At 61.5% G+C, this 17,642-nt stretch carries 17 protein-coding genes; 6 read left to right on the top strand and 11 right to left on the bottom strand.

Annotated elements, in window-relative coordinates; all coding sequences use genetic code 11:
• Positions 1–58: 58 nt before the first annotated feature.
• From C6V82_RS06260 to C6V82_RS06245, 4 genes are all read left to right on the top strand, one after another.
• The gene (locus C6V82_RS06260; RefSeq protein ID WP_229843010.1) at positions 59–1,276 is read left to right on the top strand and encodes an MFS transporter; all 1,218 of its coding nucleotides are present in this window, start codon (positions 59–61) and stop codon (positions 1,274–1,276) included.
• A 20-nt stretch (positions 1,277–1,296) separates the two neighbouring features.
• Positions 1,297–2,349, top strand: a complete 1,053-nt coding sequence (locus C6V82_RS06255) for an asparaginase (RefSeq protein ID WP_102586616.1) — start codon at positions 1,297–1,299, stop codon at positions 2,347–2,349.
• A gap of 115 nt (positions 2,350–2,464) precedes the next feature.
• The gene (locus C6V82_RS06250) at positions 2,465–2,701 is read left to right on the top strand and encodes a DUF2789 domain-containing protein (RefSeq protein WP_102586617.1); all 237 of its coding nucleotides are present in this window, start codon (positions 2,465–2,467) and stop codon (positions 2,699–2,701) included.
• A 145-nt stretch (positions 2,702–2,846) separates the two neighbouring features.
• A complete protein-coding gene (locus tag C6V82_RS06245) occupies positions 2,847–4,406 on the top strand; it encodes a sensor domain-containing diguanylate cyclase (protein WP_102586618.1) in 1,560 nt (519 codons plus the stop codon).
• A gap of 50 nt (positions 4,407–4,456) precedes the next feature.
• On the opposite strand, the gene C6V82_RS18005 is transcribed toward C6V82_RS06245, so the two are convergent.
• The 4 genes from C6V82_RS18005 to trhP all read right to left on the bottom strand — a co-directional run bounded on the left by C6V82_RS18005 (position 4,457) and on the right by trhP (position 7,223).
• A complete protein-coding gene (locus C6V82_RS18005) occupies positions 4,457–4,642 on the bottom strand; it encodes a hypothetical protein (RefSeq protein WP_146009654.1) in 186 nt (61 codons plus the stop codon).
• A gap of 110 nt (positions 4,643–4,752) precedes the next feature.
• On the bottom strand, positions 4,753–5,163 hold the full coding sequence (locus C6V82_RS06240; protein ID WP_102586619.1) for an SRPBCC family protein: 411 nt from the start codon (positions 5,161–5,163) through the stop codon (positions 4,753–4,755).
• Between the two features lie 123 nt (positions 5,164–5,286).
• The gene (locus C6V82_RS06235) at positions 5,287–5,778 is read right to left on the bottom strand and encodes a hypothetical protein (protein ID WP_102586620.1); all 492 of its coding nucleotides are present in this window, start codon (positions 5,776–5,778) and stop codon (positions 5,287–5,289) included.
• A gap of 8 nt (positions 5,779–5,786) precedes the next feature.
• Positions 5,787–7,223: a prephenate-dependent tRNA uridine(34) hydroxylase TrhP gene (trhP, locus tag C6V82_RS06230; protein ID WP_102586621.1), complete on the bottom strand. Its 1,437-nt coding sequence runs from the start codon at positions 7,221–7,223 to the stop codon at positions 5,787–5,789.
• A gap of 313 nt (positions 7,224–7,536) precedes the next feature.
• Here trhP and C6V82_RS06225 point away from each other — a divergent pair, with 313 nt between their 5' ends.
• Positions 7,537–7,812 carry a YkgJ family cysteine cluster protein gene (locus tag C6V82_RS06225; RefSeq protein WP_102586622.1) on the top strand — a complete coding sequence of 92 codons (276 nt, stop codon included), beginning with the start codon at positions 7,537–7,539 and terminating at the stop codon, positions 7,810–7,812.
• Between the two features lie 80 nt (positions 7,813–7,892).
• Here C6V82_RS06225 and C6V82_RS06220 read toward each other — a convergent pair whose 3' ends face one another.
• Positions 7,893–8,189 (bottom strand): hypothetical protein, encoded by a 297-nt coding sequence (locus C6V82_RS06220; RefSeq protein ID WP_102586623.1) that lies wholly within the window; start codon positions 8,187–8,189, stop codon positions 7,893–7,895.
• 349 nt (positions 8,190–8,538) lie between these two features.
• On the opposite strand from C6V82_RS06220, the gene C6V82_RS06215 reads away from it, so the two are divergent.
• Positions 8,539–9,348: a helix-turn-helix transcriptional regulator gene (locus tag C6V82_RS06215; protein WP_102586624.1), complete on the top strand. Its 810-nt coding sequence runs from the start codon at positions 8,539–8,541 to the stop codon at positions 9,346–9,348.
• A gap of 206 nt (positions 9,349–9,554) precedes the next feature.
• On the opposite strand, the gene C6V82_RS06210 is transcribed toward C6V82_RS06215, so the two are convergent.
• The 6 genes from C6V82_RS06210 to serC all read right to left on the bottom strand — a co-directional run bounded on the left by C6V82_RS06210 (position 9,555) and on the right by serC (position 17,595).
• Entirely contained in the window at positions 9,555–9,935 is a 381-nt protein-coding gene (locus C6V82_RS06210) for a histone-like nucleoid-structuring protein, MvaT/MvaU family (protein ID WP_102586625.1), read from the bottom strand.
• 351 nt (positions 9,936–10,286) lie between these two features.
• Positions 10,287–11,963: a 30S ribosomal protein S1 gene (rpsA, locus tag C6V82_RS06205; RefSeq protein WP_102586626.1), complete on the bottom strand. Its 1,677-nt coding sequence runs from the start codon at positions 11,961–11,963 to the stop codon at positions 10,287–10,289.
• Positions 11,964–12,177: 214 nt separating this feature from the next.
• Positions 12,178–12,873, bottom strand: a complete 696-nt coding sequence (gene cmk / locus C6V82_RS06200; RefSeq protein WP_102586627.1) for a (d)CMP kinase — start codon at positions 12,871–12,873, stop codon at positions 12,178–12,180.
• The gene (locus tag C6V82_RS06195) at positions 12,870–15,167 is read right to left on the bottom strand and encodes a bifunctional prephenate dehydrogenase/3-phosphoshikimate 1-carboxyvinyltransferase (protein ID WP_102586628.1); all 2,298 of its coding nucleotides are present in this window, start codon (positions 15,165–15,167) and stop codon (positions 12,870–12,872) included. Before C6V82_RS06195 ends, cmk begins: the two co-directional genes overlap by 4 nt.
• Positions 15,168–15,169: 2 nt before the next feature.
• Positions 15,170–16,270: a prephenate dehydratase gene (gene pheA, locus C6V82_RS06190; protein ID WP_102586629.1), complete on the bottom strand. Its 1,101-nt coding sequence runs from the start codon at positions 16,268–16,270 to the stop codon at positions 15,170–15,172.
• A gap of 191 nt (positions 16,271–16,461) precedes the next feature.
• Positions 16,462–17,595, bottom strand: coding sequence for a 3-phosphoserine/phosphohydroxythreonine transaminase (serC, locus tag C6V82_RS06185; RefSeq protein ID WP_102586630.1), 1,134 nt, complete (start codon positions 17,593–17,595; stop codon positions 16,462–16,464).
• Positions 17,596–17,642: the final 47 nt, after the last annotated feature.

Raw genomic sequence — 17,642 nt, 5'->3', positions numbered from 1 at the left:
GGTTAGGACGCGTGTTGATTGGTGGGTGGTGAGTCATGAGCAAGGGAGTGCTGAGGTAATGTCGTCCAGGACAACGGCGTCCGAGCGTCGCACCATGCTGGTGTTCATTGCACTGATGGTGCTGGTGGGGTTGAACCTGCGCCCGGCACTCTCTTCCTTGGCACCGTTGCTCACCCGCATTCAGCAGGAGACTGGCCTGTCGGCGTTGTCCATTGGCGCGCTGACCACCCTGCCGGTGCTATGTCTTGGCCTGTTCGCGCCCCTGGCGCCCTGGCTTTCCCGCCGGATAGGGCCAGAGCGCACTCTGTCCGCCGCCCTGCTGTTGCTGGGCGGCGGCTTGCTCGTGCGCAGTCTTGCCGCCACCCAGGCGCTTTTTCTTGGCACCCTGATGGTCGGTGCCGCGATCGGTGTGGCCGGCACCCTGCTGCCGGCGCTGGTCAAGCGTGAACTACCACGATCAGCGGACTTGATGACCGGCGTCTACACCATGGCGCTGTGCCTGGGTGGCGCTCTGGGTGCCGGCCTGAGCATTCCACTGGCCAATTGGCTGGGCAGCTGGCAGGCAAGTCTCGCCAGCTGGTCGGCGCTGGCGGCGCTTGCCCTGGCGATGTGGATCATCCTCATGCCAAGCCGCCAGACGCCAGCCCAGCTTCCGGGCGCCGCTGGCTCGATGCGTGACCTGCTCAGCCAGCCACTGGCCTGGCAGGTCATGCTGTTCATGGGTTCTCAGTCGTCGCTTGCCTACATCGTCTTCGGCTGGTTGCCGACACTGTTGATCGAACGCGGCTACAGCGAGGCCCAGGCCGGCTGGATGATGGGCGCATCGGTGATGGTTCAGCTGATATCCGCGCTTTCCGCACCCTGGCTTGCCCGGCTCGGTCGTGATCAGCGGCCCGCCTTGCTTATCGTGCTCGGCCTGATCGCCTCGGGTTTCTGGTTGCTGCTGCAGGGGCCACTAGCCCTGCGCTGGCTTGGCATCGTGCTGCTGGGCCTTGGTCAGGGCGGCGGGTTCAGCCTGGCATTGACGCTGATCGTACTGCGCACCGGTAATTCCAGACTCGCCGGAAAGCTGTCGGGCCTCGCCCAGGGCGGCGGCTATACCATTGCGGCGATGGGACCACTCGGCATTGGCGTAATGCTGCAGTTCGAAGTGGGCCTTGGCATGGTGACAGTGGCGCTGCTGCTGATTACGCTAACGGCAGCGTTGTTCGCCTGCCTCGCCGGGCGCAATCTGCGCCTGGAGATCGATGACGCCGGACAACTGGTCACACGCTGACAAGCTCGCCAGGAGTGCCCATGCCTCCCTTGAATTCCACAGACCGCCCACTGCTGGTGCTCTACACGGGCGGCACGCTTGGCATGTTGCAGACAACCCGTGGCCTGAGTCCCGGCGGCGACATCGGCGTACGCCTCGAGCGCGCTCTGACAACGCTGCCCCCAAGCCGGCAAGCCAGCCTGCCGCCCTACCGGCTGATCAGCGTTACCACACCCATCGATTCCAGTGCCGCCACACCGCTGGACTGGCAGCGTCTGGGACGGGAAATCGCCGATCGCTTGCCTGATCACGCCGGTGTGGTGGTGCTGCACGGCACCGACACCCTCGCCTGGAGCGCCGCAAGCCTGGCCTACCAGCTGCAGGGGGTGGACCGCCCCGTGGTGCTGACCGGCGCCATGCAACCGCTGGAAGCCGAAGGCAGCGACGCGCTTGCGAATGTCGAACTGGCCTTGCGCTTCGCCGCCAACCCGTCACTCAAGGAAGTCGCGATTGCCTTTGGCGGAAGGCTGCTGCGCGGCGTGCGCGCTCGCAAGTGGCACACTCGCAAGAACAGCGCCTTTGAAAGTCCCAATTATCCCTTGCTTGGTGAGCGGGTAGACGAAGATGCCGTGCTCTACCCGACCCGTGGGCTGGCACACCAACAGCGCGGCGCGCCACGCTTCGAACTACCGGATTACACCTCGCTCGCCGATGGCGGGGTTGCCCGCATCGCCCTGTGGCCGGGCATCTCGGCGCGCCAAGTCGCCGCGTGGCTCTCCGACCCGCATCTGCGTGGCGCGTTGCTCGAGGTATGGGGCGGTGGTAACTCGCCGGATGATCCGGCATTGCTGGAAACCTTGGCGCGCGCCAGTGGCGAGGGCAAGCTCCTGGCTGCCATCAGCCAGTGCCCCCATGGGGGCATCACCCTTGGCCACTATGCCGCTGGCCAGGGCCTGGTGGATGCTGGCGTGTTGTCGGGCGATGACATGACGCCGGAAGCCGCGCTGACCAAGCTCATCCACCTGCTGGCCCAGCCACTGAGTGAGCAGGAGCAGCGTCAACGCTTCCTGACGTCGCTTTCGGGAGAACGCTGAAGGCCGTTGGCGGAACAGGCCCGCAAGCGTTGACGCGGCCTCGGCAAACGCTGTGACTAGGCGCTATTGTGATGAGTCTCGACGTTGATTCGTGCCATTCGCCAGGAGAGCCATCATGGAACACCCCGACCACCCATTCACCGAACTCTTCGAACAATTGGGACTTGCCTCTGACCCGGCTTCCATCAAGCGCTTCATCGACCGCCATGCCCCGCTATCCGATGAGATAGCCCTTCCGGACGCCGACTGCTGGAACGAGGGCCAGGCGGAATTCCTCCGCGAAGCCCTCGAAGAGGATGCCGACTGGGCAGAAGTGGTCGATCATCTCAACACATCGTTGCGTAAATCATGATCTGACACCAATCAACTGGCTAATTTGCCTTGACCCTTGATCGCCATCCGGTTAAAAAAAGTAACAGAATATGAACCTCTCGCTGGTCAAGGTGCCTTCGTGTCGCCGCACCTGACCGGCACATCCAGCAGGGATTCGGCCAGACATGATCTCCCAACGCGACACACGCTCATCCGCCGACCTCCCCCCCCTTCCCGAGGGTCTGCGCAAACAGCTTGCTGACTGCCAGACGCTACCCTCACTGCCTGCCGCGGTGGCGCGCGTGTTGATGGTCGCCCGATTCAGCGAGGCGAGCCTGTTCGACTACGCTCGCGCCATCGAGGAAGACCCGGCACTCACCCTGCGGCTGTTGTCATTGGCCAACAGCGTGTTCTACAGCCGCCACCGCTCCGAGGTGCACACCTGCCAGGAAGCCGTGTCGCGAATTGGCCTGGATGCCACCCTCGCCGCGGTGATGAGCTTCGGCCTGGCCCGCGTCAGCAGCGCGGTTTCCGACCAGTGCCTCGATCGCTTGTGGCAACGCGCCATCGTCGCCGCCCTCACCGCACGTCATCTCGCCCAGCACCTCTGCCCCGACAAGGCCGGCGTGCTGTTCACCGTGGCGCTGCTCCAGGATATCGGCGTACTAGCCGTGCAGTCGCTGGATCAGCAGCTGTATCACGACTTGTGCCAACATGCCGATGACCCGCTGGACGAGCTGTGCGGCGAGCATGACCGGCTTGCGCGTCACGAATACCAGGCATACGGGTGTGACCATGCCAGCATCGGGGCGTGGCTTGCCGCCAGTTGGGGCATGCCGATGCACCTGGCGCGGGGCATCGCCGATAGCCACGGCGAGTTCGAGGTGGCGCGCATCGACATGCTGTGCCTGCGCCTGTCGGGGCCGGTGGCCGATGCGTGGTTGTCAGACAACCCCACTCGCGCCTTCGTCCATCTGCTCAAGCGCCTGGAGCGCCTCGAGCAACCCGATACCTTGCCGCTGGCCGGTGTTCTCGACGAGGTTAAACAGCAACTGCCAAGCATGGCCGAGCTGCTGGAGATCACATCGCCACCGCAGTTCGACAACCAGACGCTGCTGGCCGAGGCGCAACAACACCTCTTCCGTCAGACCCTGATGCTGGCGGCACGCCTCGACGCTCATCAGGCGGAGCTCGAATCGCTACGCCAGCGTCAATCGGAACTCGAGCGACGCAGCCGCATCGACGCGCTCACCGGGCTTGCCAACCGCGCGTGGCTCGAAGAACAGCTTCAGGAGCGCTTCACTCTCTGCCAGGACCAGGCGCGTGACCTGTCGTTGGTGTTCATCGACCTCGATCATTTCAAGCGACTCAACGACACCCATGGTCACCAGCTCGGTGATCAGGTACTGGAAAACTTCGCGACCACCCTGCAGGAATCGATTCGCGAGGGTGACCTGGCCGGTCGCTATGGTGGAGAGGAATTTCTAGTGATCCTGCCCGATGAGCACACCACCGGGGCCACCATCATGGCCGCACGCTTGACCGAACGCCTTGGCGGGCAACCGATGGCCCATGCCGATGGCAAGCCGCTATATGTCTCGGTCTCGATTGGCATCGCCAGCCTGCGCGAGGGTAACTTCGCCACGCCGCGCGATATGATCGATGCCGCAGATCACAGCATGTACCGCGTCAAGCGCAGCGGCCGTGGTGGCGTCGCCACGTCCCATGACAGCGACGACGCCTGACGGCCGGCGTCATCAGCTCCGCAAGGTTCCAGTGCAGGCGCGTGCCTCGCTCAGACACCGAGCCTGTCATCGGCCAGCTCATCCTGGGAAAGCACGCTGGCCGGCTCCTCGAGAGGAACCATGGTAGCCACGCGCAGATCAATGTAATGCAGGACGACAAGCTGCACGGCGAGCACCGCAAGGCACAACAACAGGCCCATGATCATGGTGAAATCCTCGACAGGTGCCGGTGGCACCCACCTCCCCATGATAGAGCCCAGTCATACGCCTGGACAGATAGGCCGCTAATAGAATTTTCCGATCCATTCGACCTGCCTGATAGCGCGTGCTCCTTCACCGAGTACCGTCAAAGACGCGCTTCCACGCGTTCGAGGATCTGCCGACTGACCTTTCCCACCAATGGACTGGCGGCCTTGTTCACGGCCTTTTCGACGAACTTGTTGCCCAATGCATAGGTTAGCGTAAGCGCCACTCGAGTGCCTTCGGCCACTGGGGTCAACCGGTAGCAGCCCCGGTTCTCTACCCCATTCAGCGATTCCCATGCCAGCACCTCCGGGGCGCGCGACTCGGTGATCTCAACGTCGAAACTCCAGTCGCGACCCACGGCATGCACGTGCCAGCGATAGCGATCCTCGCCAAGCGGCTCAATGGCGTGGATAAGATCCGAATAGTCGACGAAATCCTCGACCCGCTCGAGCAGCGCGAACACACGCTCGGGCGGAGCGTTGAGGATGGCGCTATGTTCTATCGTTGCCATGTGACGTCCTGTAGTGATTGGCTTTCCGTGAACGAGCTATCCCATAAACGAACTATCCTTGAACGAGCTAGCCGCTGACGAAACGCGTGGCACAGCGCACGGGCCATCCTGTTGGGCAAGACGCTAGCGTGGTCGACAACGCCACCTCGCCAACAGATTGACCAGGGCTACCGCCAGCAGTACAGCGGCAATCCAGCCGAGAACCGCCACCAGCGCGTGGTACGGGGCTGGCGCGTCATGGGATCGCTGGGTGATGCCGAATTCCGCGAGCCTGGCCAGGCCATACAGCAATGTTGCCAGAAACGACAGCGGTAGCGCCGACCGACGCCTGGATAGCCAGCGTGTAAGCCCCCAGGGCTCGCCGCTGGCCTTCACTGTAGCAGCCGCGGGCTTGCCGGCCGCCTTGGTGGAATCCCGGGAGCGCGCCGCCGCCTTGCGCTGCGGTGGCGTTCGCGGCCTGGGCTGGACCTTGGCCGCCGGCTTGCGAGTTCCATCCGCTTTCTTCGAACTACCTGGGCGACGCTGCCACAGCCACTGGCTTGTGCGTAGCAGCATCCAACCAAATGTGAAGAATACGGATAGGGCCAAACCGCCCATGACCAGTACATATGCCATCGAGCGTCTCAGCCTTTGAGGTCACGCATCAACAAGGCAAACTCGATGCGCTCTGGCGCAATGGCATCGCCTGGTACAGGGATTCTCACCACATGGCCTGAGCCAGGTGCGGCCCCCACCGACTCGCCTCGCTTGTTCTCGATATGCTCGAGGGTGAACCGGCGATTACCACCCGGCAGCATCAGCTCCATGCCATCACCGACCTCGAAGCGATTCTTGACGTCTACCTCGAGTACGCCACGATCCGGGTGGTAGCCGATCACCTCGCCGACGAACTGCTGGTGAACACCCACGGAGTTACCCTGCTGGTAATTCTGGTATTCATCATGCACGTGGCGGCGATAGAAGCCTTCGGTGTAACCGCGGTTGGCGAGATTGTCGAGCTCGTCCATCAGGCGCATGTCGAAAGGCCGCCCGGCCACGGCATCGTCGATCGCTCGGCGATAGACCTGCGCGGTGCGCGCGACATAATAGTGCGACTTGGTGCGCCCCTCGATCTTCAACGAAGAGACGCCCATCTCGGCAAGCGTCGGCACATGCTGAACGGCACGCAGGTCCTTGGAGTTCATGATGTAGGTACCATGCTCGTCCTCGAACACCGGCATCATTTCGCCGGGGCGCGTGCGATCCTCGATCAATGCGGAGAGTTCATCCTGGCCTTCCACACCACCGGCGGTAGCGGTGCTGGGCTCACTGATCTCGGCACTGCCGCCACCGGAGGCGATCAAGCCCGCTTGCTGGGCACCCTGGTCCGGCGTCCACACCCCACTGGCGGCATGCGCACGCGCCGAATTGGCCGGCACCAGGTCACCGGTTTCGTCATGGGCGGCGGCCACGGTGTTGTATTTCCAGCGGCAGGCGTTGGTGCAGGTGCCCTGGTTGGGGTCGCGGTGGTTGAAGTAACCGGAAAGCAGGCAGCGCCCGGAATAGGCGATGCAAAGCGCGCCATGCACGAAAGTCTCGATCTCGAGGTCGGGACACTCGGCGCGGATCTCGCCGATCTCGGCAAGCGACAACTCACGCGACAGGATGATGCGGCTGATGCCCTGCTGCTGCCAGAACCGCGCCGCGGCGTAATTGACCACATTGGACTGCACCGAGAGGTGGATGACCTGCTCAGGCCAGCGCTCACGAATCATCATGATCAGCCCCGGATCGGACATGATCAAGGCATCCGGGCCAGCCTCGATGACCGGCTCCATGTCGCGCAGATAGGTCTTGAGCTTGCTGTTGTGCGGCGCGATATTCGAGGCCACGTAGAATTGCTTGCCGCGCTCGTGTGCGTAGGCAATGCCACGATGAAGATTGTCGATCTTGAAATCATTATTGCGCACACGCAACGAATAACGCGGTTGGCCTGCATAGACCGCATCCGCGCCATAGGCGAAGGCGTAACGCATGTTCTTGAATGTGCCGGCGGGCGACAGCAGTTCCGGGGCTTTCATGGAGATTCACCGTTGTCAGGACGATGGCGCGCGGGGCGCAGGAGGAAAGGAGCGACAGTATAACAGCACCAGCGCCGCCCGCCGAACACCCCGCAACGCTCACGACTCACGACTCACGACTCACGACTCACCAGCATCATTCGCACCAACCATTCGGGTCCAGTAGAATACCTGCCGCCGGACCGCACCCCGGCTCATCCACAGTGGCGGCTCTCGTTGCAGACCCACGAGATCGCGGGGCGTGGAGCATGGAGGTACGCGGGCCGCGCCAAACCTTCGAAGATATCGACAAGGGGGCCATTGCGGAAGTGAGATGAGCGACGATATCCACGCTGGGTGCCGCCCGGGATGCGGCGCCTGTTGCATCGCCCCTTCGATCAGTTCGCCGATTCCCGGCATGCCCCATGGCAAGCCGGCAGGAGCTCGGTGCGTGCAACTCGATGAGCACAACTTGTGCAAGCTATTTGGCGATCCAAGCCGCCCGGAAGTGTGCGCACGTTTCGAATTTGATGCCACGCTTTGCGGTGACCACCGGGATCAAGCGCTGACGCTGATCAGCGCATTGGAAATCGATACCGGCGCGGCATGACGCATCACGAGCGATCACAGGGAGAGATAATCAAGATAACGGTATAAAACGCAACACGACAAGTATCCGCGGCGAAGCCCTCAGGCAATACGGGCCAATGACTTGAGTGTCTGCAAGAGTTGGCAAACGTTCTCGGCAGGCTGCCCATACTCCTGCATCAGTGTATGCAGACGCGATTCAAAGGCCTGCTGGGCGGCGGCTTCTCGGTTGCGTTCCTGCTCTTCCAGAGATCTCACCGGCGGTCCGGTCGGGATATCCAGTTGACTATTGGGGTCATCGAGCTCACGCAAGGCATCGGCAAAGGCGTCATCAAGCTCTCGGAACTTGCGAAGTTTTTCGCGCTCATCCATCGGCTTTCGATTGGTTTGCTGTTTCATTCGTTTCCAGTTGTTTACTGTGCGCAGCCATCCCAGCATACATAATGGAGATGGGGTGACGCACTTGCGCCCACTAAAGAGCATTCAATTATACCGCCATCAACCTCGACGGCGAAGCATTTCCGCATCGAGCCTGGCCAGAACATGTTGCCAGCGGAAGCAATCTGCACCCCGTTACGCCACCCGGACCATCCGCCGGCCTTTCCTCAGAGGCTGAGTCAGCAACCAATCGCCAGATCGAAACATCCATCCGGACACGCACAAGTAAAAGGTTCCGGGCACAACCTAGGTGACAAGGAAGACAATTGCCTAAAGCTTCAACAACATTACGCACGGGAGGAGCCTGACCATGTTCAACGAGATGATGCGGGCGGAAATCTGGCTGCAGGATACCCTACAGGGCCAGAGTACTATCGAGGATCTTGCCCAGCACCTAGGTTACTCGGCTTCCCAGACTCGTCGACGATTCCGCCAGTGCTTCGGTATATCACCAAGTGCTTATCGAGACCGACTGCGGCTGGAGAAGGCCACCAGGCTACTGGTTCATACTCCTCTTGGCATAAAGGAAATCGCCGCACAGTGTGGCTATCGTAATCACTCATCGTTCAGTCGCGCCTTTCAACGCAACTTTATGCTCACCCCGCGCGCCTATCGCCAGAACCATCAGCTCGAGATCCGGCGCAGCGCTGCCTGCATCGAAAAGAAACTGCAACTCGAGATTCGACATATCCCCATGGCAACGGTACTGGTAGCCAGACGCTATGAAGAAATCAACAACCTTCCTCCCCCCGAAGACTGGAAACAACTCACCGAGGGTCAACTTCTCGCCAATCGCCTGAATGGCTCAATACCCATGGTGCTGTTGAGCGAGACAGTGTTCAGCCGAGAGATGCCTCGCACCGATGTCGGCGTCATGATCAGCGGAATGGATCCGCGAGCCCTGGCATTGCCGCCCGCATTGCGCCTGGTCGATCTCCCCTCGCAGCGCTGTGCCTGCGTGAAAATCGAGAGTCTTGCCGAACTCAGCCCCACCATTGGCAAGGTGTTTGGTGAAGCGTTGCCGGCCAAGTCGGAATTCTACAACGGTGAACCATTGAGAATATTGCAGCAGGCCACAGGGCTGGAACTGCAGTTTCCATTGCTGGCACAACATGGGTAGCCTGCACGACCGCACCTGAGCCACCGACGCTAGCCGAGTCTGCATGCTCTGGATATGGGTTTGATTGCAACTGGCAAGTCATCAACACGCAAGATGCTGAAGCCTTTCACGTCAAGGCGGCACCCGAGGGTGCCGCCTTCATCATCCATGGACAAGCCCTCACTGTTGCACAGGGCTTGTCGGGGCATGCATCGAAGCCGCCTGGATTACTCTTCTACGCGAACCAGCCAGGACTCGACGGTGTCATTGCCATGCTCGTCCTTCCAGGCTTTCAGGGTCTTCTGGTTGCCACCACGAGTCTCGACTACCTCGCCGGTATTCGGGTTCTTATAGATCTTCAGCTTACGCTTACGCCGTCCACCTGCGGCCGCTGTAGCCTTAGGTGCGGCACCGGCAGAAGCCGGCTTCGGGTCGAGCAGCGCAATGACCTCGGCTGCACTCTTGCCATATTCCTGCATCAAGCCTTCGAGCTTACCCTTGAATTCGAGTTCGGCTTGAAGTCGCTTGTCGTTCTGCAGTTTATCGAGATTGGCCTGGAGCTGCTTGAGCTGCTGCTCCATCTGCATGTATTCGCTAAGAAGGGACATTGACGTTTCCTTTTGGATGGCAGTTGTTGACGCTAAGAGAACTAATTCGACAGGTATTATGGTGTGACTTCCTGTTGATGGCAACATTGTGGCCAAAGTCTGCCAAACTCGCAACTCATTCAGTATTATCAAGTCTACTAAAGCCTCAGCAATCGCCCAATCCCTCTGTGTACCAAAATTGCGAAATGCACCCTCAACATCTTTGAAGAACCCAAAAAAAGCTCTCGGCCTGGTATTTGAACAGTCTACGCGCCGCACAAAGTGGATAAATCCTGTGACCATGAAAAAGCCGCCACCCCTGAGGGGTGGCGGCTTTCGAACGATCAAGATGCCGCTAAGCGGTAAATCCGATCAGTCCTGGCCCATCTGCTGCTTGATCAGGTCACCGATGGTGGTAGGCCCACCCACTTCGGAGCTCTCTTCGCGCAGCTTCTTCAGGTTCTGACGGGTGTCATCCTGATCCTTGGCCTTGACGGAGAGGTTGATCTGACGATTCTTGCGGTCGACACCGATGATACGGGCCTCGACGCTGTCACCTTCGTTGAGCACGTTGCGCGCGTCTTCGATACGGTCAGCACTGATCTCGGAGGCCTTGAGCACGGCCACCACGTCGGTTGCCAGCTCTACCTGAGCCTGCTTGGCATCGACTTCGACCACACGACCAGTCACGATGGCGCCCTTGTCGTTGACGGCCAGGAACTCGGCGACGGGGTCAGTATCAAGCTGCTTGATACCCAGCGAGATACGCTCACGCTCCGGATCGATGGACAGGATGACGGCTTCCGCCTCGTCGCCCTTCTTGAAGGAACGCACGGCCTCTTCGCCAGTCTCGGTCCAGGAGATGTCGGAAAGATGGACCAGACCATCGATTCCGCCTTCCAGGCCGATGAAGATACCGAAGTCGGTGATCGACTTGATGGTACCGGCAACACGGTCGCCCTTGTTGTACTGGCCGCTGAAGGTTTCCCACGGGTTGGCGGTGCACTGCTTGATACCCAGGGAGATACGACGACGCTCTTCGTCGATATCCAGCACCATGACGTCCACGTCGTCACCGACCTGAACGACCTTGGACGGATGGATGTTCTTGTTGGTCCAGTCCATTTCGGAGACGTGAACCAGACCCTCGACACCCTCTTCCAACTCGGCGAAGCAGCCGTAATCGGTGAGATTGGTGACGGTGGCATGCACTTTGGTGCCTTCCGGGTAACGATCCTTGATATTGACCCACGGATCCTCGCCCAGCTGCTTCAGACCGAGTGAAACACGGTTACGCTCACGGTCGAACTTGAGGACCTTGACGTTGATCTCGTCACCCACGGCGACGATCTCGCTCGGGTGCTTGATACGCTTCCAGGCCATGTCGGTGATGTGCAGCAGGCCGTCTACGCCACCGAGGTCGACGAAGGCGCCGTAGTCGGTGAGGTTCTTGACGATACCGATGATCTGCTGGCCTTCCTGCAGGGTCGCCAGCAGCGCTTCGCGCTCGGCACTGTTCTCGGCCTCGAGCACGGCGCGGCGGGACACCACCACGTTGTTGCGCTTGGGATCGAGCTTGATGACCTTAAAGTCGAGTTCCTTGTTCTCGAGGTGCGCGGTATCACGAACCGGGCGCACATCGACCAGGGAACCGGGCAGGAAGGCACGGATGGAGTCGACATCGACGGTGAAGCCGCCCTTGACCTTACCGTTGATCACACCCTTGACGATCTCATCCTTCTCGAATGCTGCTTCCAGAATCTTCCACGCCTCGGCACGCTTGGCCTTCTCGCGGGAGAGACGGGTCTCGCCGAAACCGTCTTCGACGGCTTCCAGGGCAACATGCACTTCGTCGCCGATGGCGATGGTCAGTTCACCGTTATCGTCACGGAACTGTGCCGAGGGGATCTGACCTTCGGACTTCAACCCGGCATTGACGGTGACCCAGTCACCTTCGATGTCGACAACCTGGGCCACGACGATGGCGCCGGGCTCCATGTTGATGTCCTGGAGGGATTGTTCAAACAGTTCAGCAAAGCTTTCGCTCATGGTGTTCCTACGTGATCATAGTCAAGTGCAGCTGTCGCCGCTTCCTCCGCACCACCAGCGAGTGCGGGCCTTATTTACCAAACCCCCGGAGATGTTGGCGCTGGTTCGACCTGGTTCGGCTCACGGCAATTTCCTAAACCTTATTCCTAAACCTTACTTCCATAAGGTGCCAAACCACGTCATGACATACTGCCGAGGGCGCCGCAAGGGAGTTTCAAATGACGGAAGTCAGACCACGCTCGGCCAGCAATTCCGTCAGACGATTCACCACTTCCGGTATCGTCAGGCGCGTGGTGTCAAGCGTGATGGCATCGTCTGCCGGCTTGAGCGGGGCCACGCTGCGCTGCATATCGCGTGCATCGCGCGCCTGAATCTCCTTTAAAAGACTCGATAGACTAGCATCCACCCCGGCTTCCCGCAACTGCAGATGGCGTCGATGGGCACGCTCCTGGGCACTGGCGGTGAGGAATATCTTCAGCGGCGCATCAATGAACACTACCGTACCCATGTCACGACCATCGGCCACCAGCCCCGGGGGGTTCTGGAAGTCGCGCTGACGCTGTAACAGCGCCTGACGAACCGCCGGCAAGGCGGCCACCCGAGACGCCGCATCGCCGACTTGCTCAGTGCGAATCGCCGTCGTCGCATCGCTGCCCTCGAGCAGCACCGTGGTGGCGCCACCCTCGGCGAGGAACACCACGTCGAGATTCGCCGCCACTTCCGCCAGGGCCGCTTCATCATCAAGCGCCACGTCATGCTTGCCGGCGGCCAAGGCCGTCAGGCGATAGAGCGCCCCGCTATCGAGCAGATGCCAGCCCAGACGTTCGGCGATCAGGCGGCTGATGGTGCCCTTGCCCGCACCACCGGGGCCATCGATGGTCATCACCGGGGCCGTCGCGACCTCGCTCATGCGCCCTCCCCGTCGCCGTCTTCCGCCTCCTCGGCAAGCGACAACCCGACCTTGCGGGCTAGGTCGATAAAGCCGGGGAAAGACGTGGCGACATTGGCGCAGTCGTCGATGACGATCTCGCCACTGGCCCTGAGTGCGGCGATGGCAAACGCCATGGCAATGCGGTGATCACCGAGGCTATCGATATGTCCGCCACCGTAGCTCGGGCCCTCAGCGGCCTCGCCCGGGCGACGCCCGACGATGTCGATGCCATCTTCGAACAGGGTGTTCTCGACACCGAGCTCACCGAGACCATCGGCCATGGCCTGCAGGCGGTCGGACTCCTTGACGCGAAGCTCCTCCGCACCACGAAGCCGCGTTGTTCCCTCAGCATTGGCGGCGGCAACGAACAGCGCCGGAAACTCGTCGATGGCCAGCGGCACCTGATCCACCGGAATGTCGATGCCCTTGAGCGGCGTATAGCGAATATGCAGATCGGCAACCGGCTCCCCCCCCACCTCGTGTTCGTTGGAGAGTGTGAGGTCGGCCCCCATCAGCTTGAGAATGTTGATCACACCGACACGGGTGGGATTGATGCCGACATGCTCCAGCACCAGGTCGGAACCCGGCGTAATGGCCGCTGCGACGAGGAAAAACGTGGCGGACGAGATATCCGAGGGTACATCGATGGGGGCGGCGGTCAGCTTGCCACCACCCGTCAGCCAGCAGGTATCGCCGTCGCGCTGAACGTCATAGCCAAAGCCCGTCAGCATGCGCTCGGTGTGGTCGCGGGTTGGCGCCGGCTCACGCACGCGGGTTTCGCCCTTGGCGTACAAACCAGCCAGCAACAGGCAGGATTTCACCTGGGCACTGGCCATCGGCATGTCATAGGTGATGCCGGTCAGCGCGCGGTCACCCTTGATCCTGAGCGGCGGCCTGCCGCCCTCGGCGGTCTCGATCTCGGCGCCCATGGTACGCAACGGGTCGGCGACCCGCCCCATGGGCCGCTTGGTCAGCGAGGTATCGCCGGTGAGTTCGGTATCGAAGGCCTGCCCTGCAAGAAGCCCCGAGAACAGGCGCATGGCGGTACCGGCATTGCCGACGTAAAGCGGGCCGGACGGCGCTTTCAGTCCGTGCATGCCGACACCGTGGATGGTGACCCGCCCCTGGTGCGGCCCCTCGATGGCAACACCCATCTCGCGAAACGCCTGCAGGGTCGCCAGGCTATCCTCGCCTTCGAGAAAGCCCTTCACCTCGGTCACGCCTTCGGCAAGCGCGCCGAGCATGATCGAACGGTGGGAGATCGACTTGTCACCCGGCACGCGAATGCGGCCGTTCACACCACCACCGGGGGTGACCCGGTAGCGCAGCTTGCCGTGTTGTTGCATGTGGTATTCCGCCTGATAACTGGTCTGGTTGAGCAGGGATTCAAAATAGTGCCGCGCGTGACTGGCACGCGAGAAGATCGCCAGCATGGCATCGGCGTCGCCACTCTCCACCGCCTGGCGGAGCCGGGCGACGCCGTTCTCGAAGTCATCGAGCGAGGCCAGCACCGCGTCACGATTGGCAACGAAGATATCGCGCCACATCACCGGGTCGCTGCCGGCAATCCGGGTGAAGTCACGAAAGCCACCCGCCGCATAGCGAAAGATCTCCAGGCGCTCGTCCTGTCGGGCCAGGGTATCGACAAGCGAAAAGGCCAGCAGGTGCGGCAGGTGACTGGTGCGCGCAAGCACTTCGTCATGGCGCGCCACATCCATCTCCAGAACGTCGGCGTCGCACGCCTGCCAGATCGCCCGCACGCGGGCCATCGCCACAGGATCGGTGTCCGGCTCGGGAGTAATGATGACCTTGTGCCGCGCGTAGAGCTCGGGATTGGCGGCCGCCACGCCACTTTTTTCGGAGCCAGCGATGGGATGGCCAAGCACCAGGTTGGCAGGCACTCGGCCGAACACCTTTCGGGCGACATCGCGAATGGCCGCCTTGGTGCTGCCGACATCGGTGATCACCACATCAGCAGTGGCACGTGGCAACAGCGGCGAGAGTTCCCCCATCACCGACTCCATCGCCAGCACCGGCACCGCCAGGACAATCATCGAAGCCGAATCGATCACCGCCTCGAGTCGCGTATCGCCTTCATCGATCACGCCCATCTCGATACCCAGGGCGATCTCGTCGGGATCCGGGTCGCAGCCCGCGATTGGGCCCACATATCCTGCCGCCCGAAGCCCCGCCGCTAGCGAACCACCAATCAAGCCGAGCCCGACGATCAGAATGCGTGACTCCGCCACTGGGTGTGTTGCTCGGCGCAACATGCCTAGAGCACCCCCTGGGGGTAGGAGCCCAGCACCTTGAGTTCGGAGGCACGTAGCCGCACTTCGTCGAGCAGTGCAGCCACACGGGGCTCGTCACGATGTCCCTTGAAGTCGATGAAGAACACGTAATTCCACACACCACTACGCGAGGGTCGTGTTTCCAGGCGGGTCATGTCGACCTGATGGCGGTGGAAGGGCTCGAGAAGATCATGCAGCGCACCCGGCTGGTTGCGCATGGCCACGATGATCGAGGTCTTGTCTTCTCCGCACATCGGCACGTCCTGATGGCCGATGATCAAAAAGCGCGTGGAATTGTCCGGACGATCCTCGATCTTCTCCGCCAGCCGCGTCAGGTCATAAAGCTTGGCGGCCATGTCGCCGGCGATGGCGGCGCTATGCCACTCGGTCTTGACCAGCCGCGCGGCCTCGGCGTTGGACGACACTGGCACACGTTCGGCATGCGGGAAATGGGCATCGAGCCACTTGCGGCACTGCGCGAACGATTGCGGGTGGGAGTAGATGCGCGAGACCTTGTCGCGACGCGTGGTTTCCCCCACCAACAGGTGATGATGAATGCGTAGCACCACTTCGCCGCAGATGCCGAGCGATGAATCGATGAACGAATCCAGGGTGTGGTTGACCACGCCCTCGGTGGAGTTCTCGACCGGCACCACGCCATAGTTGACGGCACCCGCCTCGACCTCACGGAACACCTCGTCGATCGCCGCCATGGGTAGGCTCACCGCACTCTCACCGAAGTGCTTGAGCGCGGCCTGCTGGGTAAAGGTACCCTCCGGCCCAAGGTAGGCAACCTTGACAGGCTGCTCCAGCGCCAGGCACGCCGACATGATTTCACGGAACAGGCGGGCGACTTCCTCGCTGTCCAGCGGACCCTGGTTGAGCGCCATGATGCGGCGCAACACCTGGGCCTCACGCTCTGGCCGATAGAACACCGCATCGGCGTCTTCAGCAAGCTTGACATGGGCAACGCGCTGGGCGCAGTCGGCCCGCTCGTTGATGAGCTTAAGTATCTCACCGTCGAGTTCATCGATGCGCCGACGCAGCGCATCCAGATCGACAGGTGCATTGGGGGTGTCACTCATGCTTGTCCCCTGAAATGGTCATAAATCCAAGCCTTTGGCCGCAACTCGCATCCCGCGGCTAGTCGGCGACAGGGCTTAAGCGGACACGCTGTGGACCCCTCCCTGGGCGCTAACTTTTTCATCCCTGAAAAAGATGTCCGCTACACCCTGTCCCCTGCGCCGCTTAGCCCGTAGCTCGTGGCCCGTAGCCCTCAACCGTTGCGTTGCTCGAAATCCGCCATGAAATCGACCAGCGCATTCACCGCCGCTTCGGGCACCGCATTATAGAGGCTTGCGCGCATGCCGCCGACGCTGCGATGCCCCTTGAGGTTCAGCAGCCCCGCCGCCTCGGACTCCGCGAGGAAGCGCTTGTCGAGCCGTGAATCGGCCAGCACGAAGGGTACGTTCATGCGCGAGCGGTTGAGCGGCGCGATCGGATTCGAATAGAAGTCGCTGGCATCGATGGCCGCATAGAGCTTGTCAGCCTTGCGCTGGTTGATGATATCCATGGCGCCAAGCCCACCGATGTCATCCTTCAACCATTCGAATACCAGGCCCGCCAGATACCAGCTGTAGGTAGCCGGCGTATTGATCATCGAGCCCGCATCGCTGAGCGCCTGATAACTGAACAGTGACGGCATGTCGTCACGGGCGCGGTCGAGCAGGTCGTCGCGCACAATCACCACAACCAATCCCGCCGGGCCGATATTCTTCTGTGCACCGGCGTAGATCACACCGAACTTCGAGACATCCAGCGGGCCGGACAGAATCGACGAGGACAGGTCGCATACCAGCGGCACATCGCTGCCATCGGGGCGGCGGGCGTCCGGGATATAGTCGAACTCAAGCCCGCCAATGGTCTCGTTGGCGGTGTAATGCAGATAGGCGGCATCGTCTGACAGCACGATGTCACGCGGGCGAGGCACCGCCACATGGCCGTTGGCCTCGCTGCTGGCCGCCACTCGGGAATCGCCAAACAGATGATCAGCTTCGGCCAGGGCCTTGTTGGACCAGATGCCGGTGGTCACGAAGTTGGCGCGCCCGCCCGCGCCCAGCAGGTTGAAAGGCACCGCCGCGAACTGCTGGGTCGCGCCCCCCTGGGTAAACAGCACCTTGTAGTTGGCTGGAATCGCCAGCAACTCGCGCAAGTCAGACTCGGCCTTCTCGGCGATCGCCACGTACTCAGCCGCGCGGTGGCTCATCTCCATGACTGAAAGCCCAAGGCCATGGTAATCGAGCAGCTCGTCTCGCGCGCGTTCCAGCACCGCCGTGGGCAGTGCAGCGGGGCCGGCGCAGAAGTTATGGTGGCGAATCGGGGACAGACCCCCATTTCCATTCTTACTCATCCGCCCCTCCATTCTGGCGAATCGGGGACAGACCCCCATTTCCATTC

It is taken from the genome of Halomonas urumqiensis, assembly GCF_003028575.1.
In the GTDB taxonomy this organism is placed as follows: domain Bacteria; phylum Pseudomonadota; class Gammaproteobacteria; order Pseudomonadales; family Halomonadaceae; genus Halomonas; species Halomonas urumqiensis.
Note: the sequence above shows the minus strand (reverse complement) of the source record. Positions and strands in the feature narration are given on the sequence as shown.